18 protein-coding genes and 4 tRNA genes are annotated in these 15,379 nt (G+C 64.2%); 7 read left to right on the forward strand and 15 right to left on the reverse strand.

Translation table 11 applies throughout. The features are described 5' to 3' along the window. The 4 genes from AC6LJ2_RS00470 to AC6LJ2_RS00485 form a co-directional block, all read right to left on the reverse strand. The gene (locus AC6LJ2_RS00470) at positions 1-345 is read right to left on the reverse strand and encodes a hypothetical protein (RefSeq protein WP_263914689.1); all 345 of its coding nucleotides are present in this window, start codon (positions 343-345) and stop codon (positions 1-3) included. Between the two features lie 111 nt (positions 346-456). Next, a tRNA-Cys gene (locus tag AC6LJ2_RS00475) sits at positions 457-530 on the reverse strand. A gap of 56 nt (positions 531-586) precedes the next feature. Then, a tRNA-Gly gene (locus tag AC6LJ2_RS00480) sits at positions 587-662 on the reverse strand. Positions 663-849: 187 nt separating this feature from the next. Then, positions 850-925: transfer RNA gene (locus AC6LJ2_RS00485), tRNA-Gly, on the reverse strand. A gap of 188 nt (positions 926-1,113) precedes the next feature. Between AC6LJ2_RS00485 and AC6LJ2_RS00490 the strand changes: the two genes are divergently transcribed. After that, positions 1,114-1,593: a carboxymuconolactone decarboxylase family protein gene (locus tag AC6LJ2_RS00490; protein WP_025136853.1), complete on the forward strand. Its 480-nt coding sequence runs from the start codon at positions 1,114-1,116 to the stop codon at positions 1,591-1,593. 63 nt (positions 1,594-1,656) lie between these two features. On the opposite strand, the gene pdxR is transcribed toward AC6LJ2_RS00490, so the two are convergent. Further along, complete coding sequence (pdxR, locus tag AC6LJ2_RS00495) at positions 1,657-3,072, reverse strand: MocR-like pyridoxine biosynthesis transcription factor PdxR (RefSeq protein WP_498150514.1); 1,416 nt, start codon at positions 3,070-3,072, stop codon at positions 1,657-1,659. A gap of 130 nt (positions 3,073-3,202) precedes the next feature. On the opposite strand from pdxR, the gene AC6LJ2_RS00500 reads away from it, so the two are divergent. Further along, positions 3,203-3,649: a GNAT family N-acetyltransferase gene (locus AC6LJ2_RS00500; protein ID WP_445658283.1), complete on the forward strand. Its 447-nt coding sequence runs from the start codon at positions 3,203-3,205 to the stop codon at positions 3,647-3,649. Continuing rightward, the gene (locus tag AC6LJ2_RS00505; protein ID WP_445658284.1) at positions 3,646-4,263 is read left to right on the forward strand and encodes an FMN-dependent NADH-azoreductase; all 618 of its coding nucleotides are present in this window, start codon (positions 3,646-3,648) and stop codon (positions 4,261-4,263) included. The genes AC6LJ2_RS00500 and AC6LJ2_RS00505 overlap by 4 nt, the downstream gene beginning before the upstream one ends. Before the next feature lie 90 nt (positions 4,264-4,353). Here AC6LJ2_RS00505 and AC6LJ2_RS00510 read toward each other — a convergent pair whose 3' ends face one another. The 6 genes from AC6LJ2_RS00510 to AC6LJ2_RS00535 all read right to left on the reverse strand — a co-directional run bounded on the left by AC6LJ2_RS00510 (position 4,354) and on the right by AC6LJ2_RS00535 (position 6,951). After that, the gene (locus AC6LJ2_RS00510; RefSeq protein ID WP_263914684.1) at positions 4,354-4,827 is read right to left on the reverse strand and encodes a hypothetical protein; all 474 of its coding nucleotides are present in this window, start codon (positions 4,825-4,827) and stop codon (positions 4,354-4,356) included. 63 nt (positions 4,828-4,890) lie between these two features. Continuing rightward, a complete protein-coding gene (locus AC6LJ2_RS00515) occupies positions 4,891-5,223 on the reverse strand; it encodes an immunity protein Imm33 domain-containing protein (RefSeq protein ID WP_263914683.1) in 333 nt (110 codons plus the stop codon). After that, positions 5,220-5,717 (reverse strand): hypothetical protein, encoded by a 498-nt coding sequence (locus AC6LJ2_RS00520; RefSeq protein ID WP_263914682.1) that lies wholly within the window; start codon positions 5,715-5,717, stop codon positions 5,220-5,222. Before AC6LJ2_RS00520 ends, AC6LJ2_RS00515 begins: the two co-directional genes overlap by 4 nt. A gap of 34 nt (positions 5,718-5,751) precedes the next feature. Next, positions 5,752-6,138, reverse strand: coding sequence for a hypothetical protein (locus tag AC6LJ2_RS00525; protein WP_498150515.1), 387 nt, complete (start codon positions 6,136-6,138; stop codon positions 5,752-5,754). Between the two features lie 25 nt (positions 6,139-6,163). Further along, entirely contained in the window at positions 6,164-6,595 is a 432-nt protein-coding gene (locus tag AC6LJ2_RS00530) for a hypothetical protein (protein WP_498150516.1), read from the reverse strand. A gap of 280 nt (positions 6,596-6,875) precedes the next feature. Further along, positions 6,876-6,951, reverse strand: a tRNA-Gly gene (locus AC6LJ2_RS00535). A gap of 299 nt (positions 6,952-7,250) precedes the next feature. Here AC6LJ2_RS00535 and murB point away from each other — a divergent pair. Further along, on the forward strand, positions 7,251-8,288 hold the full coding sequence (gene murB / locus AC6LJ2_RS00540; protein ID WP_498150517.1) for a UDP-N-acetylmuramate dehydrogenase: 1,038 nt from the start codon (positions 7,251-7,253) through the stop codon (positions 8,286-8,288). Positions 8,289-8,421: 133 nt separating this feature from the next. On the opposite strand, the gene dapB is transcribed toward murB, so the two are convergent. Both dapB and AC6LJ2_RS00550 read right to left on the reverse strand, forming a co-directional pair. Next, a complete protein-coding gene (gene dapB, locus AC6LJ2_RS00545; RefSeq protein ID WP_263914678.1) occupies positions 8,422-9,213 on the reverse strand; it encodes a 4-hydroxy-tetrahydrodipicolinate reductase in 792 nt (263 codons plus the stop codon). Between the two features lie 18 nt (positions 9,214-9,231). Continuing rightward, the gene (locus AC6LJ2_RS00550; protein ID WP_263914677.1) at positions 9,232-9,768 is read right to left on the reverse strand and encodes an outer membrane protein assembly factor BamE; all 537 of its coding nucleotides are present in this window, start codon (positions 9,766-9,768) and stop codon (positions 9,232-9,234) included. A 156-nt stretch (positions 9,769-9,924) separates the two neighbouring features. On the opposite strand from AC6LJ2_RS00550, the gene fur reads away from it, so the two are divergent. After that, positions 9,925-10,344, forward strand: a complete 420-nt coding sequence (gene fur / locus AC6LJ2_RS00555; protein ID WP_263914676.1) for a ferric iron uptake transcriptional regulator — start codon at positions 9,925-9,927, stop codon at positions 10,342-10,344. 164 nt (positions 10,345-10,508) lie between these two features. Here fur and recN read toward each other — a convergent pair whose 3' ends face one another. Both recN and AC6LJ2_RS00565 read right to left on the reverse strand, forming a co-directional pair. Further along, positions 10,509-12,170 carry a DNA repair protein RecN gene (gene recN, locus AC6LJ2_RS00560; RefSeq protein ID WP_263914675.1) on the reverse strand — a complete coding sequence of 554 codons (1,662 nt, stop codon included), beginning with the start codon at positions 12,168-12,170 and terminating at the stop codon, positions 10,509-10,511. Positions 12,171-12,183: 13 nt separating this feature from the next. Further along, complete coding sequence (locus AC6LJ2_RS00565) at positions 12,184-13,083, reverse strand: NAD kinase (RefSeq protein ID WP_263914674.1); 900 nt, start codon at positions 13,081-13,083, stop codon at positions 12,184-12,186. A 143-nt stretch (positions 13,084-13,226) separates the two neighbouring features. On the opposite strand from AC6LJ2_RS00565, the gene hrcA reads away from it, so the two are divergent. Then, complete coding sequence (gene hrcA / locus AC6LJ2_RS00570; RefSeq protein WP_498150518.1) at positions 13,227-14,231, forward strand: heat-inducible transcriptional repressor HrcA; 1,005 nt, start codon at positions 13,227-13,229, stop codon at positions 14,229-14,231. Positions 14,232-14,276: 45 nt separating this feature from the next. Beyond that, the gene (gene hemH / locus AC6LJ2_RS00575; RefSeq protein ID WP_263914672.1) at positions 14,277-15,368 is read left to right on the forward strand and encodes a ferrochelatase; all 1,092 of its coding nucleotides are present in this window, start codon (positions 14,277-14,279) and stop codon (positions 15,366-15,368) included. Positions 15,369-15,379 lie beyond the last annotated feature (11 nt).

Genomic DNA, 15,379 nt, shown 5'->3' on the forward strand with positions numbered 1-15,379 from the left:
TCAGGGGCGGATGATGATGGGGGGCGGGTTGATGACGATGGCGGGTGCCGGCATCGGCACCATGACCGGCTGCGGCGCGCCGTAGCCATAGCCGTAGTCGTCGCGGCATTTGCGCTTTTCGCGGTAGTCGCCATTGCGCTTCCACTTGCGCTCGACCTCACAGGCGCCATCCCAGTACTTCTCTTTGTACTCGCCGCGGCCATGGCCGTGCTTGTGGCGGTGGTGATGGCGGTCGGAATCCGCTTCGGCCGCCAGTGGCGCCAGCGCCATCAACGTCGCCGCAGACAGGGCGAGCAGGGTAGAGGGCGCGCGCCGCAGGGTATGGTTTTTCTGATTGTGGGGCATGGCTTCGTCGTTCAATGAAAACGGCGTCACCTTAGCAACCAATCGATTGACCGGGCGTAGGGATGGGTAACGAGATGCAGGGGGAGGGTACTGCAGGAGGGGGGGAGATACTGGAGGCGCAAGCCGGAATCGAACCGACGTACACGGATTTGCAATCCGCTGCATAACCACTCTGCCATTGCGCCAGTACTGCAAGAAAAAAGGAAGCTCGGTGTTGGCCGGTGCTTCCTTTTTTTGTATTTGGAGCGGGAGACGAGTCTCGAACTCGCGACCTCAACCTTGGCAAGGTTGCGCTCTACCAACTGAGCTACTCCCGCTTGGGTACTGCTGGGCTTGTTTTCAAGCCTTACTGCATCTGTTCTTGGCGGGGACTTTTGAAAAAAGGCCGTGTCCACCAAAGACAGCGATTATACACAGTTTTCCGAATTGTGCCGATGCGTGAGCCGGAAACCGGATCTTCCAGCTACGTTGCCGCCGTCATGAAACGGCCTGCTGCGTAAATGCTGGAGCGGGAGACGAGTCTCGAACTCGCGACCTCAACCTTGGCAAGGTTGCGCTCTACCAACTGAGCTACTCCCGCGCGGGGCACTGCGGTACTGCTTTGAAGAGGCGAGAGTATACATCAAATCCGCCAAGGGTCAACGAAGCGCGTCGCCATCATGGCCCAGGCCAAATTGCGCTTCTTGGCGCTTTTTCGCCAGGCGGTCGCGTTGCACTATGTCGGTACGCGGTGTCGTCCGCAACCCATTCAAGAAAGGTACGAGTGAAATGAGCCAGCGTTTGAATTACTTCGAGGTGTCCGCCGAACTGTCCAAGCACTACCTGGACTTCAGCGCCTCCCTGAAAAAGAAGGCCGTCATCAAGGAGTTCAATGACCTGGTGACCATCCGCGCCTCGCAGATCAATGGCTGCGGCTTCTGCCTGGACATGCACGTCAAGCAGGCCAAGATCGGCGGCGAGCGCGAACTGCGCCTGCACCATATTGCCATCTGGCGCGAGTCCACGCTGTTCAGCGCACGCGAACGCGCCGCGCTGGAATGGACCGAAGCCCTGACGGTGCTGCACCCGCACGGCGTGTCCGACGCGGTCTATGAACAGGTTCGCAGTCAGTTGTCCGAAGCAGAAATCTCGGACCTGACCTTCCTGGTCGTGGGCATCAATGGCTGGAATCGCTTGAACGTTGCCTTCCGCACCGAGCCCGGCTCGGCAGATGCCGCATTCGGCCTGGACAAGGCCGGATTGAACTGAGGCGCGGTGGGCGTTGGCCCGTATCGTGGTCTGCCAAGGCCTGTCCGTCGGGGCAGGCCTTGTTCACATCAGCGCAAGAATCCTGCGGCCAAGCTGCTCGGCCCGTTCCTGCGATTCGATGTTGGTAAAGCTCATCAACAGCCCGGACCCGCAGGGCGCGGCCGTCGACCAGCGCGACAGCGCGTGCGCATAGATGCCATTCTCGACCATGCGGCGGGCCAGCGGGCGATCGGTGTGATGTCCCTTCATCCTGACCAGCAGATGCATGCCGCCCGGTTGCGGATTGATGGGCATGTCCGGGCCGAACACCTTGGACAAGCCCGCTGCCGTGGCCTCGCGGCGCTCGGAATACAGCCGCCGCATGCGTTGGATATGCCGTGCGAAATGCCCCTCGGTCATGAACGCGCAGACCAGCGCCTGGGTCAGGCCGGGGATGCCATTGCCAAGCACGCGATTGACGTCCTCGAAACGCCTGATCTGGGCTTCGGGCACGACCAGGTAAGCCAAGCGGATGCCGGGAAACATGACCTTGCTGAAGGTGCCCGCATATAGCACACGGCCATGGCGATCCAGGCTTTTCAGCGCCGGCAGCGGCCGGCTGATGTAGCGGTATTCGCCGTCGTAGTCGTCTTCCACGATCCAGCGCTGGTTGCGTTCGGCCCACTCCAGCAGGGCCTGGCGCCGGGTCAGCGACAAGGTCACGCTCAGCGGGCTTTGGTGGGCGGGCGTCACGACCGCGGCACGGGCCTGTGGCGCTTGCTCGATGCCGCGCGCGACCATGATGCCCTCGGCATCCACCTCGATCGGGGCCAGTTCCAGGCCGGCGTGGGTCAGCAGTTCGCGCGTGGGCGGGTAGCCCGGATCTTCGACCCACACCTGCTGGCCCGGTTGCAGCAAGGCCTGGATCACCAGGTTCAGGCTTTCGCGATAGCCGGAGGTAATGAACACTTGCGAGGGCGTGCAATGAATGCCGCGCGCCACCTGCAGGTGTGCGGCGATGGCGGTACGCAGCGCGGGCAGTCCGTCGGCAGGTGGATATGACAGGTCGGCCGCCTGCGTGGCGCGCAGGTGGCGGGCGCCCAGCCGCGCCCAGATCTTGCGTGGAAATGCATCCAGCGCTGGCAGTCCCATCTGGAAGGGCAGTACCGACGGTGGGTGGCGCCAGGTGTCAGGGTCCGGCTTGACCGGGGCGGGCGCCGGCTTGGTCACGGTGTGTGCCTGCAATCCCGGTGTCACCACGGTCCCGGCCTGCCCGCGCGGCTGCACATAGCCTTCGGCGTGCAACAGCGAGTAGGCCATCTCGATCGTGCCGCGCGCCACGCCCAGGTCCTTGGCCAGCGCCCGGGCCGACGGAATCCGGTCCCCGGGCTTGAGCATGCCCTGGGCAATGGCCCCGCGGAACCGGTCATAGATCTGGCGGTACAGCGGTTCGTCACTGGCAGCGGCGGGCGGAAAGCTATCAATGGGAGACCGCGTCATGGCCTAGTCCAAAGTTCAATTTATGGTTCTTCAAATTATGGCATGGGCTGACTAGCATGGTGTCTGCTTCGGTCGGTTTCGGCCGCAGGCCCGATTCACGGCAAGACTGCCAGGACAGGACGATCAAGACATGAGTGACCCGAACATCCGCCACCTAGAAACCGCCGACGAGCTGCGCGCTGCGTTTCCCGTCATGCAGCAATTGCGCCCGCATCTGGCCGACGAGTCTGATTTTGCCGCCCGCGTGGCCCGCATGCGTGCTGAAAACTACGCGCTGCTGGCCGTCTGGGAAGGGGGCGAGCCGGTGGCGCTGGCGGGCTACCGCTACCAGGAAAACCTGATCTATGGCCGTTTCCTGTACGTGGACGACCTGGTGACCACCGAGCGCAGCCGCGGCGGCCGTCACGGCGCGCGCCTGCTGCAGGCGCTGGAAGGCATCGCTCGCGAGGCCGGGTGCGCCAAGCTGGTGCTGGACACCGGCCTGGCCAACGCGCTGGCGCAGCGTTTCTATTTCCGCCAGGGCCTGTTGACCGGCGCCATGCGTTTCTCGAAAGTGCTGGGAGGCCAGGCAGCATGAGCATCCTGCGTTTGACTTGCAGCCCGCGTGGCGTGGAATCAGAGAGCCACCGCCTGTCCCGGATCGTCGTCGATCAACTGGCGCGGCACGATCCCGTGCGAGGGCGTGACATCGTCGAAATCGATGCCAACCTGCTGCCCCACGTGGACGTGGACTACGCCTGCGCCTTGGGTTCGCCCGCCGATCCGGATGCCGAGGTCTGCGGCCGCGGTTCGTTGCGCCAGTCCGACCAGTTGATCCAGTCGCTGTCCGAAGCCGACTACGTCGTCATCGCCACGCCCATGCACAACTACACCGTGCCGTCCGCCTTGAAAGTATGGATCGACCACGTGGTGCGGGTGCGCAGCACCTTCAGCATCACGCGCGAAGGCAAGATCGGCGTGTTGGCCGACCGGCCGGTGTATGTCGCGGCCTCGTCGGGCGGCGTGTTCTCGGGGCCCGATGCGCGGCAGCCCGACTTCCTGACGCCCTACCTGAAAGTGGCCCTGGCTACGATCGGCCTGAAGCGCCTGACGTTCTTCTCGGTGGAAGGCACCGCCATGGGTGGCCAGGCGCTGGAGGCAGCAAGACAGCGCGCCCAGGAGCAGATCGCGGGGCATTTCGCGGCGCGCTAATACCGCCCTGCAAAGCAGGACTCGCCGCCATTCGCCGGGCGGCGTTTTTCATGCGCGGCGGTCGGGCTGGCGTGCTAATGCGTGGCGCCGTCAGCGGCGGACCTCGGTGATCCGGGCGTAGCCGGGCGCGAACGGCTCGATCGCGCACCCGGCAGGTACATCAGGGAACGCGGCTTGAGAAAAGACCAGCCCCCCATAATCCAGGTCGTTGTCCTCTGCGGCAGTAGCAAATGCCAGAAGGTCGTAGACTTCGGCGCCAAAAACCGCGCGACGATATCCTGAAAGCGCCTGAAGGCGTGCGTAGAGCGCGCGGCTGATCATTTCCAACGGACGGGCATCGCATAGCTCGGGCCGTGACGGCAGCGTCGAAGGGATGCCGTAACCCATTCCCAGTGGCCACACCTCGACAAACCACAGACCCCGCTGGTGACTATGGCTTGCCGAGCAGACGGCGGGCGGGTTGCCGGGCAGTTCGATCACAAGATCATGGAAGTGCGCCATGACTGCCGTGGCCACGCGTTCGTTCGAGCCGCAATCGACCGCTAGATTGAAATATATCGCCATGACGCTCTCCAGGGATGTACGACGCGCTTCAACGCGAGGCGTCAGTCCAATGCGTCCATGGGGTCATGGCGCCATCCACACGTCTTCGTAGCCCTGGTCATCAATGATGAACTTTGCCCCGGGCGGCAGGTGCAGGTAGCGGACAACCTGGGGCAGCATGTCTGTCAGGTGTACCGTGTGGACAGGCTGATAGAAATCATCCGCATCGGAATAGTCGCCGCAGTGAATGAACCAGCTGACCGTGCCGTTTTCCGGCAGGACGATACGCGTGCCATAGATGGGCATCTGCCCCAGGGTCGAGATGGCCACCGCCACTTGATCTTCGGGCGGTACGGCCGGCAAGCCGTGCGCGGCGCAGACGGCTTGCGCCAGGGAGGTAGACGTAGCAGGGTTCATTCGGTCATCGGTCGGGGCTTACGCCATAGGACGCGTTGCCCGATGCGCATGCAAACGTAGAAAGAAAATAAGGGGTAGAGCGCGTAGATGATATCCCCGAACGGGGCTTTGAATTCAGCCGGAAAGGGGTAGGCGCAATGTTTGGTGAAGAGCCATCCCGCCCGCGCGACGAGATCGAAGCGGGCGTCAAGCAGATCAAGCGCGGTCAGATGCGCAAAGAGAAGGGCGAACATCAGGATGGCCGCAAGGATTGTCAGTGCCAAGCACAGAAGACCGCAGCGTACCCACCCTGCGACGCGCCTGGCGATGGCAAACCACATCAATGAGAGGGTCGATGCGAGCAGCAGGCTTAGCAAGGCGTAGTCGAGCGCGGTCCGTGGGTCCGGCGTTGTCATGCAGGGTTCCCCCGCGGTGGTGCCAATGAGCCAAATGCCGAGGCTGATGAGCAGCGCGCCGATAAGCGCGCGACGTCGCGGATTGATAGTCAAGAGCATTGTTGAGTCGGTCTGAAAATGCGGTAGCTCCAAGCTAGGGAAGTTGCAGGCGTCCCAGCAGCCAAACTTCCAGGTAGTGCTCGGCAGCGTCCTTCGTGACTGAGCGTTCGTCGCCCGCCCAGGCCGTATCGAAAAAGATGATCCGCCGCTTGCTCGTCGTCGAGACGACCCGCGGCTCGCCATTCACATAGGAAAAATTCAGCTGCAGCGTGTCTGTCCAGAGGCCTTGATGCGCTTTGTAGGCGTAGCCCTTTGCCTCGACAAGGATCAGTTCTCTGTCCATGGCTGAAACATCGCGCCAGGTCAGGCCGAGGTATCGCGCACCGTCGAGCGGTGCCGGCATGAGCGCGATGAGGGCGATGGCGATGCCGAGCGCCAGAAGCAGTGTGGCGAGGGCAAGCCGGGCTAGGCGGTTGAGCATCTGTTGCCGTGAAAAACGCTGAGCATCAAGTTGAGATCGCCGGCGCCTTTTCTCCACCCCTGGCCCAGTACAGCGTCAAGACCTTCAGCGCCTCCGAGCCCAGCAACAAGGTGAGGTTCAGCGCCACGCTGGGGGTGGCCGAGAGCGGCAGCAGCAAAGGGATGAATGACAGCGAAGGCACTGCCAGCAGCAGCCGCAGCGGCACCTGGGCGTATGCCAGGCGCGGTGCGTAGCGGTTGCCGCGCAGGAACAGGATGGCCGAAGCCGCGATGGATAGCGTCAGCAGGACGGACAGGCCAAGCACCAGCGTCTGGAATGCTGGCGAGTGATCCAGCTGATGAAACTCGACCAGGTCGGCATGGATCGGGATGCGCCCGCGATGGACGTTGGATGCGACGAAGTGGATAGCATATAGCGCATCCATGCCACCCCAGAAGAGGGAGACGCCGCGTTTCATTCGAGGGCCTTGCGGCGCGGGCGGGCGCGTGGGTTGATCGGGAGCGTGCGTCGTCCGCGGCTTTCGCCCGCCCGGCAGCGAGACACTTTGAGGGATGTTCCGTTCATCCCGCGACTCTAGATGAGCGGGGAGGAAAAAAGACTAGGAAAGTTCTGAAAGCAGCGGGGGGCGCAAGAGTGGGCGACGACGTGGGTTGCGATGCGCGCACCAATGAAAAAAGGGCCCGCAGGCCCTTTTGTCAATTTACGCAGCGGCGGTTGGCGCGCTGCGCATCAAAATCTGGAGCGGGAGACGAGTCTCGAACTCGCGACCTCAACCTTGGCAAGGTTGCGCTCTACCAACTGAGCTACTCCCGCATGGGTTCGCAGTGCCCCGCTTGACGCGGGTTGCCTTGCGGCGTGCAAACCATTTTTTATTGCCAACTGCCTGGCAGGTGCCCTTGCGGTTACCGTTCCCGGGTAGTTGCCCGATCAACTTGGTTATCGATCAGAAGGCGCGCATTCTACATGAAATTTTGGGATCGTGCTGGCCGTTGGGGTTGCCACTGGCGCGGGCGGATCGCAGTGATCTTGGCAAATAGCGGCTGTGCCGTCCTACCAAGCTCAATCAAGTAATATGAGCGAAGACCAAAAATATAGCATAGCCAGTAGTATCCATGTCAAATTCTCCCGCTATGGCGCCTGTGCTGGTACCCCGGCAGCAGGACCTTTCCGCCCTGAATACGCTGGGCCTGGCCGCAACGGCCGAGGCTTACGTGTCCGTGGACGCCCCCTCCCAATTGCCGGCGCTTTCCGCGCTGGCGGCTCGAAGCGGCCCGCTGCTGGTGCTGGGCGGCGGCAGCAACCTGGTGCTGCCGCAGGCCGTGCCGGGGCTGGTGGCGCGGGTGGCGTTGCGCGGGGTGCGCCTGCTGCAGGCCACGCCGGATGCCTGGCTGGTGGAAGCGGCGGGGGGCGAGACTTGGCACGGTTTCGTGGCCGAATGTGTGCGGCAGGGGTGGGACGGGCTGGAAAACCTGGCCTTGATTCCCGGCACGGTGGGTGCGGCGCCCGTGCAGAACATCGGCGCCTATGGCGTCGAGCTGGCCGACCGGTTCGACAGCCTGACCGCCTGGGATGTGCGTGCCGGTCGCTATGTCGAGATGAGCGCGGCGGATTGCCGCTATGCCTACCGCGACAGCGTGTTCAAACACCAGCCGCCGGGCAGCTGGGTGATCGTGTCGGTGCGTTTTCGCCTGCCGCGACCGTGGCAGCCGGTGCTGGGGTATCCCGACTTGCAACGCCATCCGCGGTTGGCCCAGGGCCAGCCGACGGCGCGCGATATCTTCGAAGCTGTCTGCGAAATCCGGCGCGCCAAGCTGCCTGACCCTGCGGTCACCGGCAATGCGGGCAGCTTCTTCAAGAATCCGATCGTCTCGGCCGCGCAGCGCGACGCATTGGCAGGCGAACACCCAGGATTGGTGTCGTATCCGCAGCCGGACGGGCGCTACAAGCTGGCGGCCGGCTGGTTGATCGACCAATGCGGCTGGAAGGGCCGCAGCCTGGGCGCGGCCGGCGTGCATGACCGCCAGGCGCTGGTGCTGGTGAACCGGGGCGGGGCTACGGCTGCCGATATCATGGCGTTGGCGCAGGCCATCCAGGCAGACGTCGTTGCGCGTTTCGGCGTGATGCTGGAACCTGAGCCCGTGGTGGTGTAAGCGGGGCGGCATGTTGCGCGGCAACCCGATCTGGCGCTGCAGCGACAACCACTCCTACAGACGAAAAAAAGGACCCGAGGGTCCTTTATTCATAGGGGCCGCAATGGCTGGCCCCATTCAGGCGTTGCCAGGTTCAAAGCCCCAGCACGGCCTGCATGTCGTACAGGCCGTTGTGCTTGCCTTCCAGGAAGCGGGCGGCGCGCAGCGCGCCCTCGGCGTAGGTGGCGCGGCTGGCCGACTTGTGGGTGATTTCGATGCGTTCGCCGATGCCGCAGAACGACACGGTGTGGTCGCCGACGATGTCGCCGCCGCGCAGCACCGAGAAGCCGATGGTGCCGGGCTTGCGCACGCCGGTGTCGCCGTGGCGGCTCCAGGTGGCGACGTCGGGCAGGGCGACGTCCCAGGCGGACGCGATGGTTTCGCCCATCTTGAGGGCGGTGCCGGACGGCGCGTCGACCTTGTTGCGGTGGTGCGCTTCGAAGACTTCGACGTCGTAGCCCGAATTCAGGATGCGCGCGGCCATGTCCAGCAGCTTGAGGGTGGCGTTGACGCCAACGCTCATGTTGGGGGCGAACACGATGGCGGTTTTCTGCGCGGCCACTTCGATGGCGGCGCGGCCGTTGTCGTCAAAGCCGGTGGTGCCGATGACGGCTTTGACGCCCAGCTTGGCGCAGGCCTGCAGGTGTTCCAGCGTGCCTTCGGGGCGCGTGAAGTCGATCAGGCAGTCGGCGTTGGCCAGGGCGTTCAGGTCGTCGGTGATGGCGACGCCGGTGTGCTGGCCCAGCGGAGCGCCCGCGTCCTGGCCCAGGGAGGCCGAGCCCTTGCGGTCCAGTGCGACGGCCAGTTGCAGGCCGTCGGCCTTCAGGACGGCGTCGATCAGCATCTGGCCCATACGGCCGCTGGCGCCGGCGATTGCAATACGCATGTGGTGAATCCTTGGGGGTTAGCGCAGCGGCTCGGGCGAGTTGCCGGGCTGGCCGGGGTATTGGTTCATGGGGCTGACGGGAGCGGCGGCGTCACGCTTTTTCTGCTCTTGTTCCTGCTTGAGCCGGGCTTCGTCTTCGCTCAGCCGCTTCTCGGTCTTTTCGTCGGCGACGGCGTTGGGCGTGTTCAGCTGGTAGGGTTGCAGGTCAGGCTGCTTGTCGCCTTCCCAGCGCGTCAGGCGGTCGTTTTCGAACCAGACCGTGAACTTGCGTTCTTGGGCCTCACCGTAGCCGGGCTTGAAATAGTAGGGGTAGTCCCAGCGGTTGGCGTGCAGCACGCTGGTCAGCGTGGGGCTGCCCAGGGCGAAGCGCACTTGTTCGCGCGTCATGCCGGGCTGCAGCAGGGCAACCTGTTCCTGGGTGATCCAGTTGCCTTGCTGGACGCCCGCCTTATAGGGGAAGCCCCATTTGTTTCCCGAGCAACCCGCGAGGGCGACGGCCAGGGCGGCGATGGCCAATCCGGTCTTGAGCGAGCGGGAAGGAATTCGTGCAATCATGGACACTACGCGCCCCTATTATTTGGAAGCAGACAAAACCGTTATCATAAAGGTTTCATAAGGATAGTTCTGCGGGGCGGCAGGAATTCTGGTGGGCCGGCTCGCGGTTACCCGGTATCCTTGCCCATGCCAACGCGGACGGAGAGCGATTACACCATGAGCGACCAAAGCGAACTGAAGAACATGGGTTTGAAGGCGACGTTTCCCCGCCTCAAGATTCTTGATATCTTCCGCAAGTCCGACCAACGCCACCTGAGCGCCGAAGACGTCTACCGGGCCCTCATCGGCGAAAACGTCGAAATCGGCCTGGCCACCGTGTACCGCGTGCTGACCCAGTTCGAGCAGGCCGGCATCCTGGCCCGCAGCCAGTTCGACAGCGGCAAGGCCGTGTTCGAGCTCAACGACGGTGATCACCACGATCACCTCATCTGCACGAACTGCGGCAAAGTGGTCGAATTCTCGGACCCCGAAATCGAAAAGCGTCAGCAAAAGATCGCCAAGGACAACGGCTTCGCGCTGGAAAGCCACGCGATGGTGCTGTACGGCATCTGCGGCAGCTGCCTGAAAGGCCGCTGAGCTTTTCCCCGCGGGACCCACTGGCCACGGCCGCGCTCGCCGTGGTGCAGTGAAGGCAAAAGCCCCTTCACAAAGAAGGGGCTTTTTTTAGTCCCGCATCGCTATTTCCGCCTATACACGTCGGCAAGTGGAAGGTTGCCCGGCTCACGGGCCGGGTGCGAGGGTCAGGCAGGCGTGTGCCCGAACCCAGCCAGCATCTCGCGCGCGTGTTCGCGGGTGGTGGCGGTGAGCTTGATGCCGCCCAGCATTCGGGCGATTTCTTCGACCCGGGCGCCGTCGTCCAGCTCTTCGATGCGAGACCGGGTGGTGCCGCGCGATTCGGTCTTGCTGACCAGGAACTGGTTGTTGCCGCAGGCCGCCACCTGGGGCAGGTGGGTGACGCACAGCACCTGATGGCGTTCGCCCAGCTCGCGCAGCAGCTTGCCGACGGCCTCGGCGACCGCGCCGCCCACGCCACTGTCGACTTCGTCGAAGATCAGGGTGGGCACGCGGGCCGCGCGACTCGCGATGACGGACAGCGCCAGCGAGATGCGCGACAGTTCGCCGCCCGAGGCCACTTTGGCCAGCGGCCGCGGCGTGGTGCCGGCATGACCGGCCACCAGGAATTCCACCTGTTCATTGCCGTGGGCCGAGGGGGCCGCTACCGACAGGGACGGCTCGAATTTGCCGCCCTGCATGGCCAGCGTCTGCATGGCCTGGGTGACCTGCTTGCCCAGGTCTTTGGCGACCTTGCGGCGCGCCGTGGACAGCTTGGCGGCGACGGCGTCGTACTGCGCCTGTGCCGCCTGGGCCTGTGCGCGTAGGGCGTCGACGTCTGTCGCAGCCTGCAACGCGGCGAGTTCAGCATGCAGGCTGTCGCGCAACTCGCACAGGCCATCGGGCTCGGTGCGGAATTTGCGGGCGGTTTCGAACACCGCGCCCAGGCGCGCTTCGACATCGGCCAGGCGTTGCGGGTCCAGGTCGACGCGGCTGACGTAGTTGTTCAGGTCGGATACGGCTTCGCTGATGGCGATGCGGGCTGACTCAAGTTCGTCATGGATGCCCTGCAGGCCGGTGTCGTGGCGCAGCATCTGCTGGATGAGATGATTGGCGGACGTCAGGCGGTGATGCGCGGAATCGCCCTCGCCATCCAGCGCTTCGAGGATCCGGGTGGCGCCGTCCAGCAACGATTGCGCATGCGCCAGCTTGGTGTGCTCGGATTGCAGCGATTCCCATTCGTCGGGCGCCAGTCCCAGGCGGTCGAGTTCGTCGACCTGCCACTGCAGTCGTTCGCGCTCGGAGGCGAGGCTGGCGGCGTCTTTTTCGGCGGCTTCGAGCTGACGCGCCAGGGCCCGCCATTGTTTCCAGGCCTGGGCGACGGCCTGGCGCAGGTCGCCGTGACCGCCGTGGGCGTCCAGCAGGTCGCGCTGGGCGTCGGGTCGCATCAGGCTCTGATGGGCGTGCTGGCCGTGGATGTCGACCAGGCTGTCGCCCAGTTCGCGCAGTTGCGCCACGGTGGCGGGGGTGCCGTTGATGTAGGCGCGGCTGCGGCCTTGCGCGTCGATCACCCGGCGTAGCGAGAGTTCCTCGTCGGCGTCGATTTCGCGTTCGGCCAGCCAGGCATGCAGGGCACGCGGGGTGTCGAACACGGCGGTGATGTCGGCGCGCGTGGCGCCTTCGCGCAGTACGCTGACGTCGCCGCGTTCCCCCAAGGCCAGCGCCAGGGCGTCGATAAGAATGGATTTGCCTGCGCCGGTTTCGCCGGAGAAGACGGTAAAGCCGGGACCGAAATGAATTTCGGTCTGCTCGACGATGACAAAGTCGCGGATGTGCAGGGTGCGCAGCATGTCTGGGCGCTATTTACTCTACGTTATCGGTGGCTTGCGGCATCAGGTTCCAGTGCAGCTTGCGGCGCAGGGTGGAAAAGAAGCTGTAGCCTTCCGGATGCACGAAACTGATGGTGTAGGGCGCGCGCTGCACGACGATGCGGTCGCCAGGCTGCAGGTCGGACCAGGTCTGCATGTCGAAATGCACGCTGGCGCCGACCTCGACGCGTCCCATGGCGGTGAGCGTCATGTTCAGGACGCCGCTGTCGGGAATGACGATGGGGCGGTTGGACAGCGTCTGCGGCGCGACGGGCACCAGCACCATGGCGTTCATGCCGGGGTGCAGGATGGGCCCGTTCGCCGACAGCGCGTAGGCGGTCGAGCCGGTCGGCGTGGCGATGATCAGGCCGTCGGCACGCTGCGTGTACATGAAGGCGCCATCGAGTTCGACGCGGACCTCGATCATGCCGCCGCGCCCGGCGCGATTCAGCACCACATCGTTCAGGGCCGTTGCAGAGTACATTTTCTGGTTGCCGCGCCAGACGCTGCCCTCCAGCAGCATGCGCGCTTCCATCTGGTAGCTGCCTTCAAGCACCCGCGCCAGCGCGCCGTGCGCGTCCTGCAACGGGATGTCGGTAATGAAGCCCAGGCGGCCATGGTTGATGCCGACCAGCGGCACGCCGTAGGGCGCCAGGTGACGCGCGGCGCCCAGCACGGTGCCGTCGCCGCCCATCACGACCGCCAGCGAGGCACTCTGGCCGATTTGCTCGAGCGTGGCGACCGGATATTCGGTCAGGCCCGTGTTGCGGGCGGTGTCGGTGTCGACCAGCACCTGCCGACCGGCCTGCGTCAGTGCGTGCGCAAGCGCTCTTAGCGGGGCGTCCAGGCCGGTGTCCTGGTATCTGCCGATCAGCGCGACGGTAGGAAAGTGCATGGTGGCAAGGCGAATCTGAAAAGCCTGACAGCGAAGGCGAAACCGGTCCGACAAGTGGCCCGTTCGTCGATTATATGGGGCCGCATATCGGTTGGCGGGACAAAAATCGCCTTAATTGGAAAAGATTCCCTAAAATACACGCTATGGATGACCGCGCACGCGCTTTACTGAAGGCGTTGATCGAACGCTACATCGCCGATGGGCAACCAGTCGGTTCGCGGACGCTTTCGAAAGTTTTCGATCTGTCGCCCGCCACCATCCGCAATGTCATGGCGGATCTGGAAGAGCTGGGCCTGATCCACAGTCCGCATACGTCGGCCGGCCGGGTGTCCACGCCGCGAGGCTATCGCATGTTCGTCGATTCCCTGCTTGCGGTGCAGTCCTACCAGCTGCAGCCGCACAACATGGGCGACATGCTGTCCGCCGCCGAGCCCACCCGCGCGGTCAACGCCGCGGCGGCGCTGCTCTCTAACCTGACCCAGTTCGCCGGCGTGGTGCTCACGCCCAAGCGGGCCCAGGTGTTCCGCCAGATCGAATTCATCCGCCTGTCCGACAAGCGCGTGCTGCTGATCATCGTCACCCCTGATGGCGACGTCCAGAACCGCATCCTGTTCGTGCAGCGCGACTACGCCGAAGCCGAACTGCTCGAAGCCGGCAATTTCTTCAATATCCACTTCGCGGGCAAGTCGTTCGACGCGGTGCGACGCACCCTGTCCACCGAACTGGCGCAATTGCGCGAAGATATCTCGCGCCTGATGCAGGCCGCGGTCGAGGCCAGCGCCGAGGCTGCGGAAGACGGCGACGCCGTCGTCATTTCCGGCGAACGCAAGCTGCTGGACGTGACCGACATCGCCTCCGACATGGATCGCCTGCGCAAGATGTTCTCGCTGTTCGAAAAGAAAACCGACCTGCTGCAGCTGCTTGATGTGTCCAGCCGGGCGCAGGGCGTGCAGATCTACATCGGCGGCGATTCCCAACTGGTGCCGATGGAAGAAGTCTCGGTCATCACCGCGCCATACGGCGTGGACGGCAAGGTGGTCGGCACGCTCGGCGTGATCGGACCCACCCGCATGGCCTACGAACGCGTCATTCCCATCGTGGACATCACGGCGCGGCTGCTGTCCAACGCCCTCAGCCACAACCAGTAGTTCCATCCGAACCGACATCCTCCTTGCGGAGGAAGGGGAGTTTTTGTGTTTCTTCGCCTGTTCAAGTATCTCTGGCCTGAACGCTACCTGCCCGAAACCGAGCAGGACGATCCCTTCAACGAGGATCCGCCGCCGCGGGCCCCGGGCAGGGTAGGCGTGCTGCTGGTGAACCTGGGCACGCCGGATACCCCCACCAGGAAAGACATCCGCAAGTACCTCGGCGAGTTCCTGTCCGATCCGCGCGTCATCGAGATACCTCGGTATCTCTGGAAGCCGATCCTCCATGGCTTGGTGCTGACGCTGCGTCCCAAGAAGCTCGAGCCGCGCTACGCCGGTGTCTGGCTCAAGGAAGGCTCGCCGCTGATGGTGTACAGCCGCCGCCAGGCCGAGGGCGTGCAGGCGGCCCTGACGGCAGCCGGCGTCGACGCGGAGGTAGCGCTGGGCATGCGCTACGGCAATCCGTCGATTCCCGACGCGATATCCCGCCTGCGGGCAAAGGGCTGCGAGCGCATCCTGACCGTGCCCCTATACCCGCAGTACGCCGCCAGCACCACGGCCACCGTGGTCGATGCCGTCACGCGCCACGCCGCACGCCTGCGCGACCAGCCCGAATTGCGCTTCATCAAGCGCTTTCACGAAGAACCCGCCTACCTGGATTCCCTGGCCGCCCGCATCGAGTCCTATTGGGCTGAGCACGGTCAGCCGCAGAAACTGGTCATGAGCTTTCATGGCCTGCCGCGCTACTCCATAGAGCTGGGCGATCCGTACTATCGCGATTGCATGGAGACCGCCCGGCTGCTGTCTCAGCGCCTGTCGCTGCCGCGCGAGCAGATCGAGGTGACCTTCCAGAGCCGCTTCGGCACCGCCCGTTGGCTCGAGCCGTATACCGAACCCACGCTCAAGGCGCTGGCCGCCTCCGGGGTGACCGCGGTGGATGTGGTGTGTCCGGGATTTGTGGCAGACTGTCTGGAAACCCTGGAAGAGATCAGCCTGGAATGCCGCGACGCCTTCATCGAGGCCGGTGGCAAGCAGTTCCGTTACATCCCGGCGCTCAACGACGATCCCGCCTGGATCGCAGGGTTGGCCAGCCTGGTGGAACGGCACTTGCGAGGATGGCCTACGCATCCACGGACTTGAAGGAGAGGGCG

It is taken from the genome of Achromobacter sp. 1014246743, from assembly GCF_059760725.1.